11 protein-coding genes are annotated in these 13773 nt (G+C 72.4%); 6 read left to right on the forward strand and 5 right to left on the reverse strand.

What is annotated here, in order from left to right:
• Positions 1-6: 6 nt before the first annotated feature.
• On the reverse strand, positions 7-1023 hold the full coding sequence (locus IE096_RS04215; RefSeq protein ID WP_189448491.1) for a bile acid:sodium symporter family protein: 1017 nt from the start codon (positions 1021-1023) through the stop codon (positions 7-9).
• A 95-nt stretch (positions 1024-1118) separates the two neighbouring features.
• Between IE096_RS04215 and IE096_RS04220 the strand changes: the two genes are divergently transcribed.
• From IE096_RS04220 to IE096_RS04230, 3 genes are all read left to right on the forward strand, one after another.
• Positions 1119-2024, forward strand: a complete 906-nt coding sequence (locus IE096_RS04220; RefSeq protein WP_189448492.1) for a LysR family transcriptional regulator — start codon at positions 1119-1121, stop codon at positions 2022-2024.
• A gap of 166 nt (positions 2025-2190) precedes the next feature.
• On the forward strand, positions 2191-4017 hold the full coding sequence (locus tag IE096_RS04225) for an AMP-dependent synthetase/ligase (protein WP_189448494.1): 1827 nt from the start codon (positions 2191-2193) through the stop codon (positions 4015-4017).
• Positions 4018-4138: 121 nt separating this feature from the next.
• On the forward strand, positions 4139-4981 hold the full coding sequence (locus IE096_RS04230; protein WP_308430313.1) for an aldo/keto reductase: 843 nt from the start codon (positions 4139-4141) through the stop codon (positions 4979-4981).
• A gap of 45 nt (positions 4982-5026) precedes the next feature.
• On the opposite strand, the gene IE096_RS04235 is transcribed toward IE096_RS04230, so the two are convergent.
• A complete protein-coding gene (locus IE096_RS04235; RefSeq protein WP_189448495.1) occupies positions 5027-5332 on the reverse strand; it encodes a 4a-hydroxytetrahydrobiopterin dehydratase in 306 nt (101 codons plus the stop codon).
• Between the two features lie 191 nt (positions 5333-5523).
• Here IE096_RS04235 and IE096_RS04240 point away from each other — a divergent pair, with 191 nt between their 5' ends.
• A complete protein-coding gene (locus IE096_RS04240; RefSeq protein WP_189448497.1) occupies positions 5524-7305 on the forward strand; it encodes a hydroxysqualene dehydroxylase in 1782 nt (593 codons plus the stop codon).
• Positions 7306-7516: 211 nt separating this feature from the next.
• On the opposite strand, the gene IE096_RS04245 is transcribed toward IE096_RS04240, so the two are convergent.
• Positions 7517-9910: a collagenase gene (locus tag IE096_RS04245; RefSeq protein ID WP_189448499.1), complete on the reverse strand. Its 2394-nt coding sequence runs from the start codon at positions 9908-9910 to the stop codon at positions 7517-7519.
• 163 nt (positions 9911-10073) lie between these two features.
• Between IE096_RS04245 and IE096_RS04250 the strand changes: the two genes are divergently transcribed.
• The gene (locus IE096_RS04250; RefSeq protein ID WP_189448500.1) at positions 10074-10655 is read left to right on the forward strand and encodes a TetR/AcrR family transcriptional regulator; all 582 of its coding nucleotides are present in this window, start codon (positions 10074-10076) and stop codon (positions 10653-10655) included.
• A gap of 121 nt (positions 10656-10776) precedes the next feature.
• Positions 10777-11538: an SDR family NAD(P)-dependent oxidoreductase gene (locus IE096_RS04255; protein ID WP_189448502.1), complete on the forward strand. Its 762-nt coding sequence runs from the start codon at positions 10777-10779 to the stop codon at positions 11536-11538.
• An 87-nt stretch (positions 11539-11625) separates the two neighbouring features.
• Here IE096_RS04255 and IE096_RS04260 read toward each other — a convergent pair whose 3' ends face one another.
• Complete coding sequence (locus IE096_RS04260) at positions 11626-13011, reverse strand: amino acid permease (protein ID WP_189448503.1); 1386 nt, start codon at positions 13009-13011, stop codon at positions 11626-11628.
• A gap of 276 nt (positions 13012-13287) precedes the next feature.
• Positions 13288-13590, reverse strand: coding sequence for a hypothetical protein (locus IE096_RS04265; RefSeq protein ID WP_189448505.1), 303 nt, complete (start codon positions 13588-13590; stop codon positions 13288-13290).
• Positions 13591-13773: the final 183 nt, after the last annotated feature.

The following is a 13773-nucleotide window of genomic DNA, read 5'->3' on the forward strand; positions in this document are numbered from 1 at the left end:
GAACGCTCACGCTCCGCTCCGCGCGGAAACGGGTTCCATCGCCGGCTCCGCCGGAAGGGCAACCGGCCCGCGGCCGAAGCGTTTCGCGAGCACCGCGCCCACCATCAGCTGGAGCTGGTGGAAGAGCATCAGCGGCAGGACGGCCAGGCTCGCCTGGGCGCCGAAGAGGACGGTGGCCATGGGCAGCCCGCTCGCGAGGCTCTTCTTCGAGCCGGCGAAGGTGATGGCGATCCGGTCCTCGCGGCCGAAGCCGAGCCCGCGCGAGCCGAACGTGGTGAGGGTCAGCATCACGGCCAGCAGGACGGCCTCGACACCCACCAGTACCACCAGCCGCCACGGCGAGACCTGTTGCCAGACGCCGCGCACCATGCCCGCGCTGAAGGCCACATAGACCACGAGGAGGATGGAGCCCCGGTCGACGAGCCCCAGCACCCGGCGGTGCCGGGTCAGGAAGCCGCCGATCCAGCGGCGCAGCAGTTGCCCGGCCAGGAAGGGCACGAGCAGGCGCAGCACCACCGACAGCAGCGAGTCCAGTGAGGCCCCGGCGCCGCTGCCGCCCAGGAGCAGGGCCGCCAGCAGCGGGGTGAGGACGATACCGGCGAGGCTGGAGAAGGTGCCCGCGCAGATCGCCGCCGCGACGTTGCCGCGCGCCAGCGAGGTGAAGGCGATCGAGGACTGGACGGTGGAGGGCGTCAGGCACAGGAAGAGCAGCCCGGTGTAGAGCTCCGGGGGCAGGACGTGGGGGACGAGTCCCCGGGCGGCGAGGCCCAGCAGCGGGAAGGCCAGGAACGTGCAGGCGAGGACCGTCAGGTGCAGCCGCCAGTGGCGCAGCCCGTCCATCGCCTCGCGGGTGGAGAGCTTGGCGCCGTAGAGGAAGAACAGCAGCGCCACCGCGCCCGTGGAGGCCCCGTCGGCGACGGTCGCGGCCGGGCCGCGTACCGGCAGGAACACCGCGAGCAGCACCGTGCCCAGCAGCGCGGCGATATAGGGGTCGACGGGGAGACGGGAGAGGAGACGGCGCATGTCTCCCACCCTCTCCGGCCACCCGCTCATCGGGAACCCCGTACACCGCTCTGACTGCTATCACGGATTGCGATAACCCGCTAACGTCGGTGGACGTGTTCGATCCCGTGCAGTTGCGCACCTTTCTGGCCGTCGCCCAGACGCTGAGCTTCACCCAGGCCGCACGGCGGCTGGGTGTGCGGCAGTCGACGGTGAGCCAGCAGGTGCGCCGGCTGGAGGAGGCCGCCGGGCGGCAGTTGTTCTCCCGGGACACTCACAGCGTGCGTCTCACCGAGGACGGCGAGGCGATGCTCGGTTTCGCGAGGACGATCCTGGAGGCCCATGAGCGTGCCGCGCACTGGTTCGCGGGGGCACGGCCCCGGGGGCGGCTGCGCTTCGGGGCGTCGGAGGACTTCGTGCTGACCCGGCTGCCGGAGGTCCTGGAAGGGTTCCGGCGCCACCACCCCGAGGTGGACCTGGAGCTGACCGTCGAGCTGTCCGGGCATCTGCTGAAGCGGCTCGCGGCCGGGCGCCTCGATCTCGTCCTGGCCAAACGGCATCCGGCCGACGAGCCCATGGCGCCGGGCCCTGGGGCCGACGAGCCGCACGGCCGGCTGGTCTGGCGCGACCGGCTCGTGTGGATCGGCGCCGAGGGCACCCGCCCCGACCCGCGCCGCCCGCTGCCGCTGGTGCTCTTCCCGCCCCCTGCCGTGACCCGCGCCCGGGCCCTGGAGGTACTGGAGCGGCACGCCCGCGCCTGGCGGGTGACCTGCACCAGCGGCAGTCTCAACGGGCTGGTGGCCGCCACCCGGGCCGGGCTCGGGGTGATGGCCCACGCCCAGGGGATGATCCCGCCGGGGCTCGTCCGCCTCCCGCCCGGCGCCGGGCTGCCGGACCTCGGCGGGATCGACGTCGTCCTGCTGCACGGCGCGGGCGCGCGGCGGGAGGGGCCGGTGCGCGACAGCGCGGAGGCCCTCGCGGACGCGATCCTGGCGGCGGGCGACCGGCTCCACTCCGGTTGACCTCCACTCCGGCTGACCCCTACTCCGCTCGACCCCCACTCCCGTTGACCTCCACTCCGGTTGACCGCCCCCGGGACCGGGTACGGTCACGGCGCTGTGCCACGTCCGTGACGGCTGGGCCACGTGGCGAGGGCTGGGCTGTGCCGCGTCCGCGAGGAGCGAGAGGTTGCGCGAGTTCACCGTGCCGTCCCTGGTGACGGCGCCCCCTGTCGGGGGGCTGGCGGACGTCGTCTTCGACCATGCCGCCGAGGATCCCGGCCGGGTGGCGCTGAGCCGGGTCGAGGGCGGCGTGTGGCGGGACGTGACCGCGGCCGCCTTCCGGGACGAGGTGCTGGCGCTGGCCAAGGGCCTGCTCGCCCAGGGCGTCCGGTTCGGTGACCGGGTGGCCGTCATGTCCCGCACCCGCTACGAGTGGACGCTGTTCGACTTCGCGCTCTGGAGCGTCGGCGCCCAGCCCGTCCCGGTGTATCCCACCTCCTCCCCCGACCAGGTCCTGCGGATGCTGCACGACGCGGAGGTCACCGCCTGCGTCGTCGAGCACGAGGACCACGCGATGACCATCGGCTCCGTCATCGACCGCCTCCCCCGGCTCACCCGCCTCTGGCAGCTCGACGCGGGCGCGGTCGACGAGCTCACGGGCGCCGGGGCCCGGATCCGCGACGAGGTCGTCCACCGCCACCGGATGGCGCTCACCCCCGGCTGCCCCGCCACCGTCGTCTACACCTCGGGCTCCACGGGCCGCCCCCGGGGCTGTGTCCTCACCCACGGCAACTTCATGGCCGAGAGCGACAACGTCCTCCGCCGCTACGAGCGGGTCTTCCGCCCCCGACCCGGCGAGCAGGCGTCCACCCTCCTCTTCCTCCCCCTCGCCCATGTCTTCGGCCGCATGGCGCAGGTGGCCGCGGTCCGGGGCCGGGTCCGGCTGGGCCACCAGCCGCGGCTGACCGCCGCCGCCCTCCTGCCGAGCCTCCGCTCCTTCCGCCCGACGTTCGTGCTCGCCGTGCCCCAAGTCTTCGAGGACCTCTTCGCCGCCGCCCGGCGCGCCGCCGAGCGGGAGGGCCGGGGCGGGCCGTTCGAGAAGGCCGTCGACGTCGCGGTGCGCTACGCGCGGGCGCTGGAGGACCGGGCCTTCGGCACCGGGCCGGGCCCCGGCCCCGCGCTCCGCGTCCAGCGCCAGGTCTTCGACAAGCTCGTCTACGCCAGGCTGCGCGAGGAGCTCGGCGGCCGGGTGCGGTACGCGATGTCGGGCGGCTCCGCGCTGGAGCGGCGCCTCGGGCTGTTCTTCGCGGGGGCCGGGGTGACCGTCCTGGAGGGGTACGGGCTGACGGAGACCACCGGCGCCGCCGTCGCCAATCCGCCCGAGCGGACCCGCTTCGGCACTGTGGGCCGGCCCGTGCCCGGCACGAGCGTGCGGATAGCCGGCGACGGCGAGGTGCTGCTCCGCGGCGATCAGGTGTTCGCGGGCTATCTGGGGGACGAGCGCGCCACCGGCTCCGCGCTCCGGGACGGCTGGCTGGCCACCGGCGACCTGGGGACGCTGGACGAGGACGGCTATCTGACGATCACCGGGCGGAAGAAGGAGATCCTGGTGACCTCGGGGGGCAAGAGCGTCTCGCCCCTCGTCCTGGAGGAGCGGGTGCGCTCCCATCCGCTGGTCGCCCAGTGCCTCGTGGTCGGCGACGACCGCCCGTACGTCGGCGCGCTCGTCACCCTGGACCGGGAGGGGGTGGCGCACTGGCTCGCCATGCGGGACGTGCCCCGGCCCGCCACCCCGGCCGAACTGGTGCACGATCCCGAGCTGGAGGCCGAGATCCGGCGGGCCGTGGTGGCCGCCAACACCCTCGTCTCGCGGGCCGAGTCCATCCGCGCCTTCCGTATCCTGCCCGGCCCCTTCACCGAGGAACAGGGGCTGCTGACGCCGACGCGCAAGCTGCGGCGCAAGGCCATAGAGAAGGCATATGCCTACGAGGTGGAAGCGCTCTACTCCCCCTGACGCTCCTCCGCTCTCCTCCGATCTCTTCCGATCTCCTCCGATGGCGGGAGCGGGAATGCGGCCGATGATGTTCCGGTTGACCCTGGAGCAAGTGCATATCCGAACGTAAGGATCGACTGCTGTGAGCAAGGTCCCCACCATCACCCTCAACAACGGCGTCGAGATGCCCCAGCTGGGCTTCGGCGTGTGGCAGGTCGCCGACGACGAGGCGACCGCCGCCGTCTCGACCGCCCTCGAAGCGGGGTACCGCAGCATCGACACCGCCGCCATCTACGAGAACGAGACGGGCACCGGCAAGGCCCTCGCCGCCTCCGGCATCGCCCGTGACGAGCTGTTCGTCACCACCAAGCTGTGGAACAGCGCGAACGAGACGTGGACGCGCGACAACGTGCTGCGGGAGTTCGACGCCTCCCTGGCCAAGCTGGGCCTGGACTACGTCGACCTCTACCTCATCCACTGGCCCCGGGCCATGCGCGAGGACTACGTGACGATCTGGCGCGCCTTCGCGGAGATCGCCGCGAGCGGCCGCGCCAAGGCGGTCGGCGTGTCCAACTTCCACGCGCCCCAGCTCGAGCGCGTCATCGCCGAGACCTCCCTGGTCCCGGCCGTCAACCAGATCGAGCTGCACCCCGACTTCGCCCAGACCGAGCTGCGTGCCGTGCACGCGCGCCACGGCATCGCCACCGAGGCCTGGTCCCCGCTGGGCCAGGGCCGCGAGCTGCTGGGCGACCCGGTCCTCGCCCGCATCGGCGCCAAGCACGGCAAGTCGGCCGCCCAGGTCGTCCTGCGCTGGCACCTGCAGGTGGGCAACGTCGCCATCCCGAAGTCGGTGACGCCGTCCCGCATCCGCGAGAACTTCGACGTCTTCGGCTTCGAGCTGGATGCCGACGACCTCGCGGCGATCGCCGGCCTCGACACCGGCAACCGGCTCGGCCCCAACCCGGACGAGTTCGACTGGAGCTGATCGACCGGCCGGTCCCGCCGGGCTCGCGCCCGGTGGGACCAACCGTCAGCGCGCTCCGTGGCCCGGGGCGACCGCCTCGATCCTGCGGGCCAGCTCCACGTCCAGCCCCGTCACCTTGCCGCCCACACTGTGGGTGTTCACGGCGAGGGTCACGGTGTTGTAGCCGAGCGTCAGGTCGGAGTGGTGGTTCAGCTCCTCCTGGATCTGGGCGATGTGCATCACCATGGCCGCCGCCTGGAAGTGGCCGTCGAAGGTGTAGCGGCGGGTGATCCGGTCGCCGTCCGTGGACCAGCCGGGGAGCTCCTGGAGACGATCCTCCACGTCCTTCTGCGAGAGCGGTTCGACTGCCATCACGCATCCCTTCGTTCTCGTCGCCCAACCGGCGAGGGACCTGCCACTCCAGCGTCCCATGGGGCGGCAGCGCTTTCACGCCAATGTGCGGCGGATGGCACAGCCGCGTCGGCGGCGCCCTTCCGGGACGTCTGGGACCCTCTTATGCTCCTGCGCCGGGCATGACACGTTACCGGGCAGGGGGCTGTGGCATGGCGGATCGCACACGCAGAGGGTTCATCGGCGGCGCGGCGGCCGTCACGGCGACGGCGGCACTCGCGGGAAAGGCCCACGCCGCGCCCCACGCCGCGCCCAGCGGCGCCGCCAAGAAGGCCGGACGGCGCGTCGCCGTTCTCGGGGGTGGTGTCGCCGGGCTGACGGCCGCCCATGAACTGGCCGAGCGCGGCTTCGAGGTGACGGTCTACGAGCGCAAGTCCGCGCTCGGCGGCAAGGCGCGCAGCATGGACGTGCCGGGCAGCGCGAAGGGCGGCCGCAAGCCCCTGCCCGGCGAGCACGGCTTCCGTTTCATCCCGGGTTTCTACCGCAATCTCCCCGATACCCTGCGCAGAATCCCCTTCAAGGGCAACGCGAACGGCTGTCACGACAACCTCGTGCCCTCCAGCGAGGTCATGCTGGCCCGCACCGGCGGGCGGGAGGACCTCCGCATCCCCTTCGGCGCCATCGGCTCGCCGCCGCCCGTCCTCACCCCGGACGCGCTGCTGCGGGCGTTGACGGCCTTCTGCGAGACGTTCTCCCGGCTGCGTGCCCATGAGATCGCGTACTTCGCGAACCGGCTGCTGGTCTGGTTCACCAGCGGCGAGCGCCGCCGGCTGGAGTCCTGGGAGCGCGTCCCGTGGCTGGAGTTCACCGGAGCCGCGCGGATGTCGGCCGACTACCGGCAGCTGCTGGCCATCGGCATCACCCGCAACATCGTGGCGACCAAGGCCGAGGTCGCCAGCACCCGGACCGTCGCGACCTGCGTCGAGGCCTTCCTCTACAACGCGCTGGGCCGGGGCGCCGACGGCGAGCCCGACCGGGTCCTCGACGCGCCCACCAACGAGGCGTGGATCGACCCGTGGACCGACCGTCTGCGCGCGCTGGGCGTGGTGTTCCACACCGGCTGGTCCGTGACGGACCTGCGGCTGGAGGGGGGACGGATCACCGAGGCCGTACTGGAGGACGCGGGCGGCGCCCGGCAGGCGGTGACCGCCGACCACTTCGTCTCCGCGATGCCGGTCGAACACGCCCGGCGGACCTGGAACGAGCAGGTCCGCGCGGCCGACCCCCAGCTCGCGCGCTGCGACAGACTCCAGACGGACTGGATGACGGGCATCCAGTTCTACCTCACCGAACCCACCCCGATCATCCACGGCCACATCAACCACATCGACACCCCCTGGTCCATCACCTCCGTCAGCCAGGCCCAGTACTGGCGCGGCCGGGACTTCCGGGCCGACTACGGCGACGGCACGGTCGCGGACTGCCTCTCCGTGGACGTCTCCGAATGGGACCGCCCCGGCATCCTCTACGGCAAACCCGCCAAACGCTGTACCCGCGAGGAGGTCGCCCGCGAGGTCTGGGCCCAGATGAAGGCCGGACTCAACGACACCGGGCGCCCGGTGCTGCGCGACGCGACGCTCCACTCGTGGTTCCTGGACCCGGCCGTGGAGCTGGACGGCACCCGCGCGAGCAACGACGAACAGCTCTTCATCCACCCCACCGGCACCTGGTACGACCGCCCCCAGGCCCGCACCGCCATCCCCAACCTCTTCCTCGCCGGGGACTACGTGGCCGTCGACATCGACCTGGCCACCATGGAGGGCGCCAACGCCGCCGCGCGCGCCGCCGTCAACGCCCTCCTGGACGAGACCGGCTCCCGCGCCGAGCGCTGCGCCGTCATCCCCCTCTACCGGGCACCGGAACTGGAGCCGTTCCGGCGGCAGGACGAACTCCGGCACCGGCTGGGCCTGCGCAACGTCTTCGACCTGGGCTAGGCCGTGTCCGGCGGATCTTCGTCACGCGCCACCACGGCGCCCCGTAGGGGCGCGGGGAACTGCGCGATCGGCCGACGACGGCCCGCAGCCGACACCCCACCCCCGGGGCCCGGGCATGATCCGCCGGACACGGCCCAGTGCGGGGCGTGACCGCCGCGACGAGCGGTCTCCCGGACCCGAGTGCGCGGGTCCGGGAGACCGCCCGTCGTTCTCAGGGCCGCAACGGGCCCTCGCAGGTGAAGTCCGCGGTGCCCGCCCTGCCGTCGGACCAGATGTCGACGGCTCCGAAGGAGCAGTTCATGTCCGAGAGGTTGTTGGCCGCCGGGGCGGCGCGGTCGAGGATGAAGTAGTCGACGGTGCCGGCCATGTCGCTGAAGACGTGGTCGGGGCTGCCGCTGTCGGAGAGGTTGGCGGTGATCCGGCCCGTGCAGGTGAAGCGCGGCTTGCCGGTGGTGTCGCCGTTGCCGGCGCAGGACGACGGGGTGATCCCGGTGGCGCTCGCGAAGGCCGCGCCGACCTGGTCGGCGGCCGCGTGGGTCAGCGAGCCCACGGGGGTGTAGTGGGTGTCGGGGACGTAGAGGTGGTCGACGTCGCGGATCTGCTCGTCGAGGAAGGCGTCGTACTCGCGCTGGATGGCGGCGTCCTTGCCCATGCGGGTGCGCCAGGCGTCGAAGCCCTTGGGGTCGTCGGCGCGCTCGTATCCGTACATCTCCCGCAGCAGCGAGGGGTGCTCGCGCCACAGGAACTCGAAGAACGTGCCCGCGTAGTTGTAGAAGCGGAAGCCGTCGCCGTCGTAGGTGGCGTGAAGGAACCGGTCGACGCTCATCCGGGGCTTGCCGCCGGCGGTGTCGGCGATGATGCCCTTGACCAGGGACTTGCGGACCTTGATGCCCTCGCCGCGGGTGGCGCCGTCGAAGAACTCGGCGGTGCCCTCGTCCATGGCGGTGGTCAGGTCGCCCTGGTACCAGGGGCCTTCGCCGAACATGCCGGGGACGGCCCAGCGGCCGTTGAGGTAGTGGGTGTACTCGTGGCGGAAGAGCTCCTCGAGGGTGAGGCTGGAGTCCTGGGGGACGCGGCGCTGGTAGGTGTAGAAGGTGGCGCCCTGTTCGATGTAGACGCCGCCGTTTTTGGTGCCCATGCCGGTCAGGAGGGGGTGGAGCACCTCGTAGTCGGCGCGTGAGGCGTAGAGGTGGATGTGGAGGGTGGCGTTGGGGTCGCCGGCCAGCGGGACGTCGGTGCCGAGCACCCGGAAGAACTGGGCCTTGACCTGCTTGCTCGCGTAGTAGAGCTGGTCGACGGTGGCCTGGTCGAGGGCGGTGCGGACCTCGATGCCACCCTTGTCGTAGGTGTAGGTGCGCGGGAAGACCCGGGCCTCTATCTGGGGCTTGCAGACGTTGTAAGGGGCGCACGCCTCGTAGGTGTTGAGCCAGGAGGCGAGGGAGGCCCAGGGGGCGCTGAGATCGCCGAAGTTGGTCTCGGCGGTCTTCAGCAGCGCGCCGAGGTCGGTGGTGATCGCGGGACGCAGGCCGTCGACCTGGCCGAAGCGCCCGTACTCGCTCAGGGCGTCGCGGACCGTCCAGGCGTTGGCCGTGCCCTTGAGGTGGGTGTGGCCGGAGAAGGCGCGGAAGGCGGCGCGGTAGCCGGGGTCGGCGGCCACGGCCCCGTGGAAGGCGGTGTCCTTGTTGCCGGGGTAGACGCCGAGGTAGTTGACGGTGAGGGCGGCGAGGGCCGCACCGCCCCAGGACGGGTCGCCGGCGGTGGGCCGGCCGGGGCCCATGGTGGCCAGGGTCTTGGTGACGAGGCCGAGTTGGTGCTGGCGCAGGCCGGGCGCGCTGCCGGCGGTGAGGGCCTCGCGGAGGGTCTCGGCGTTCTGCCGGGTGACGTCGAAGGTGTGGGCGGCGGTTCCGTACGCGTCCGTGGCGCGGCGCATGGCGTCGACGGTCGCGGGGTCGGTGAGGTCGATCTCGTCGTGGGAGAAGTCGTGGTAGACGGCGGCGTGGAGGTAGGTGAAGAGCTCCAGGAGGTGGCTCGCGTCGTCCCCGGTGTGCCGGGGGGCGAGCTCGGCGGCGCGCCGGGCGACGGCCTGGACGTGGGGGCGGGAGAGGACGGGGACGAGGCGGGCGTCCCAGGTCCAGATCAGGCCGCGCAGACAGCCGTCCGCGGTGACGGCGGGGTCGGTGAGGAAGTCCGCGAGCTGGTCGGGGCCGAGCCGGGTGAGGCCGTCGAGGGTGCAGGGGACGGAGCCGCGCAGGGCCGGGCCGCCGGTGGGTCTGCCGGGGCTGGCGGGGCTGCTGGATCTGTCAGGTCTGGCTGAGCTGTCGGGGCTTCCGGAGGCGAGGTCGCCGGGTATCCGGCCCGGTTCGGCCCGCTCGCCGCCGGGGACGGGGGTGCGGGTGGTACTCCTGGGCGGGGCGGCGAGCCTGTCGACCTCGTCGCGCGGGTCGTGGACCGGGGCCGTACCGGTGGCGGTCCCGGTGGCGGGCGCGGGTGTCCGGGCGGACGGTCGGGCGGGTCCGGCCTGGGCGGCCTGGGCCGTCGGCAGGGCGAGAGCGGCCGCCAGGGCGGCGGCCAGCAGCCCCTTGCGCACTGTGCGTAGCGCGTACACCGGTTCTCCTCAGGGGGGTTGATGTTGCGTCAGCTACGAGTGACGTGCGGCGTACCATAGTAATGTGACATTTCACTGACAACCCATAAGACCGCGATGGACGAACTCTTGACCGATCGTTGATTCTTGACCGGTCGTTCTGGATACGCCTAAGATCGAAAACGTGGCCAGGACCAAGGAATTCGATCCGGACACCGCCCTCCAGTCGGCCCTCGAACTGTTCTGGGAGCGCGGCTACGAGGCGACGTCGATGGCGGACCTCGTGGAGCGCCTCGGCATCGCCCGGGCGAGCCTCTACGCGACGTTCGGCGGCAAGCGCGACCTCTACCTCAAGGCCCTGGAGCGCTACGGCGAGCAGCAGGGCCCGCGCTTCATGGCCGAGCTGGCCCAGCCGGGCCCGGCACTGCCCGCCGTCCGCGCCGTGGTGCGCCGCTTCGCCGCCGAGTCGGCCGGCGCATCGTCCCGGCTCGGCTGCTTCGTGACGAACACGGCCGTGGAGCTGGGCCCGCGCGACCCGGTCGCGGCGCGCCGGGTCGAGCAGAGCTGGCACCACGTCGAGGCGGCACTGACCTCGGCCCTGATGCGGGCCGCGGCGCAGGGCGAACTCCCCCCGGACCGCGACCCGGTGGCGCTCGCCCGGATGCTCCTGGTCTTCCTGCAGGGCCTGCGCGTGATCGGCCGGCTCGACACCGGACCGGGCCTGGCGCGCGACGCCGCCGAGCAGGTACTGGCCCTGCTGGACTGACAACACCTGCTGGACCGGCGCACCGCGAGGAGCGCTTTCCGTGACCCCGCGCTCCTTCATGCCCAAATTCAAGACCGATCGTTCTTTTATCTTTGTTCGCGTTATCCGAGGAGTCATCGACATGACCACGCGTTTCTCCGGCAGGACCGTCCTCGTCACGGGTGGTGGCACCCGCATCGGCCGGGCCGTCGCGCTCGCCTTCGCCCGGGAGGGTGCCCGGGTCGTGGTCGCGGGCCGGCGGGCCGAGCCGCTCCGGGAGACCGTCGCCGCCGTCGAGGCGGCGGGCGGCGAGGCCACGGCCGTCACCGCCGACGTGACCCGGCCGGCCGACGTCGAGGCCCTGGTCGAGCGGACGGTGCGGCGGTACGGCGGCCTGGACGTGGCCGTGAACAACGTCGGCGTGTTCGTCCCGCCCGCCAAGGTCGCCGACCTCCCGGAGGACGACTGGCACACCGTGCTGGCCACGAACCTCACGGGCGTCTGGCTGTCGATGAAGCACGAGATCGCGCACATGCGGGCCAACGGCGGTGGCGCCATCGTCAACATCTCGTCCAACCTCGGCGCGCACCTGCGCGTCCCGGGGCTCGGCGCGTACGCCGCGAGCAAGGCCGCCGTCTCGGCGCTCACCCGCAGCGCGGCCCTCGACCACATCGGCGAGGGAGTGCGGATCAACGCTGTGAGCCCGGGGCCCATCGAGACCACGATGTCCTCGCGGCCCGGCGAGTCGGCCGACGAGAAGGCCGAGCGGATGCGCCGCGACGTCCCGGCCGGCCGCGCGGGCAGCCCCGAGGAGGTCGCCGCCGCGGTGCTCCACCTGGCCTCCGACGAGGCCGCCTACACGGTCGGCACGGAGCTCGTCCTGGACGGCGGCGTCACGGCCTGAGCCGGCCGGGGCATGAGGCCGGGACATGGGGAAGGGGCGGGCCCGAGGGCCCGCCCCTTCCCCATGGGTACCGCATGGGTACCGCCGTTACGCGACCAGCTCCGGCTCGGCGGACTTCTCCGCCGCCGCCACGGGCTCGCCCTCGCGCTCTTCCGCCGCCGGGCGGCGGGCCGCCATGAACGCGTAGACGAGGATGCCGGCGAGGAGGAACAGTCCGCCCTGGTAGACCGCCGCGTACCCGGCGCCGGCGACCAGCCAGAAGGAGAAACCGAAGCCGCCGAGCGCGAAGACCATGTCCCGCGCGAACCGGCCCGCGTGGACCTTCTCGCGCTCCCCCTTGAGCAGGAAGAACACCTGCGCGGCGGTGGCCAGGAGGTAGGGGACGGTCGCCGAGAAGGTGGTGATCAGGACCAGGATCTCGAAGACGCCGCCCGAGCCGGAGACGTAGTTGACGATCGTCAGCAGCGAGGCCAGCACCGCCGCGGCGAGCACGCCCGCCGTGGGCACCCCGCGCCGCTTCTTCCCGAACATCGCCGGGAACAGGCCGTCCTTGGCGGCCGCGTAGGGCATCTGGGCGCTCATGAGCGTCCAGCCGTTGAGCGCGCCCACGATGGAGACGACGGCGGCGAAGGCGATCAGCGTGCCGCCCCACTGGCCGCCGAACATCGCGTCGACCGCGTCGGAGAAGGGCGCCGTGGACTTGGCGAGCTTGTCGTGCGCGACCGTGCCGAAGACGGCGACGGTGCCGAGCAGATAGACCACGGCGGCGCCGATGGTGCCGAGCACGCTGGCGCGGCCCACGTTGCGCTCCGGGTCGCGGACCTCGCCCGCGCTCATCGCGGCGGACTCCACACCGATGTAGCTGTAGAGCAGGATCGCCGCCGAGGCGGACAGACCGCTGGCCCAGCTGCCGCCGCCTTCGGAGAAGGAGCCGAGGTTCTTCGGGTCGAAGAAGAAGAGACCGGCGACGGCGACGAACAGCAGCGGGATGAACTTCAGCACCGTGGAGATCACCTGCACCGCGCCCACCCAGCGGGTGCCGGCGAGGTTCGCCAGCGCCGGGAGCCACAGCATGAGCAGGGCGATCACCAGGTCCGTGCTCTTGGAGGACGAGCCCCCGGTGAGCACGTGGAAGTAGCCGACGCCGGCGACGGCGAGGGCGGCGTTGCTGACCCAGGTCATCGTCCAGTACGACCAGGCGGACAGGAACCCGGCGAAGTCGCCGAACGCCGCGCGCGCATAGACATACGGGCCACCGGTGTGCGGATGGCGCTCGGCCAGCCGCCCGAAGACGAGGGCGAGGGCGATCGCGCCGATCGTCAGGACACCGAAGGCCAGCAGGCTGACGGTACCGAACGGGGCGACCGAGGCGGGCAGCAGAAAGATGCCCCCGCCAATGATGTTGCCCATGACCAGGCAGATGGCCGTGGGGAGGCCGAAGCGGCGTGCGGGAGTGCCGTCGGTTTCTTGCATGGAAGGGTGCGCCTCTCGTACTGCGGGCAGGTCGCTGATTCTGTGGCGACTTCGCATGACTGTGCAAGAGCACAGGTATGTGCGACAGCACATATTGACCGCAGTGTGAGACGGCGCAAAATTGAAATTTTTTGTCCCGTGAGGTAGGCCCGGCGGCCGCAAAAGGTGCTGCGATCGACCCCGCGCACCGTGATTCGTCCACCGCCGCGCGATCAAGCGGAACGGGCCGCTTCGCTCCTGTCGACGGGATTCGCGCCCGCGAGCGGGGGAATCCGGTCAGCCGTCCTGCCCCGGGGCGGGCGGTGCGGGCTCCCCGGGGGGCTCCTCGGGGGGCTTCCCGGGGGGCTTCCCGGGGGGCTTCCCGTCCCGGCCGAGGGTCGGGTCGAGCCCGGAGTCGTACGTCCCGGATCCCCGGCAGTGGGCGCACTGCCCCGCGCGGTGGACGGTGTCGGCCGGGCCGGCGAAGGGGTCGGCGCCCGGACAGTAGGCCAGTGCCCGTGTCCCGTACCCGGAGCCGTGGCACCACTGGCACGTCAGCCCCAGCGGGTCCGGACCGGACGGAGATGTGCGCTCGCTCACCGAAACCCGCCCCAGAGCCGCTCACCGGGCGCCGCCCGCCGATCACCGTTGGTCGCGACCCAGCCTAGACCGCCGGGGCCGCCGCGCCGGGCCCGCGCCGGATGTCACCCGATCGGGTTGCCTCCCCCATCCGTCCCCTATGGGACAGGACGTCCTTGGGCAGGACACCTCCGGGCAGGACGC

Origin of the sequence: Streptomyces abikoensis (genome assembly GCF_014648775.1) — a bacterium.
GTDB classification, from domain to species: Bacteria; Actinomycetota; Actinomycetes; order Streptomycetales; family Streptomycetaceae; genus Streptomyces; species Streptomyces abikoensis.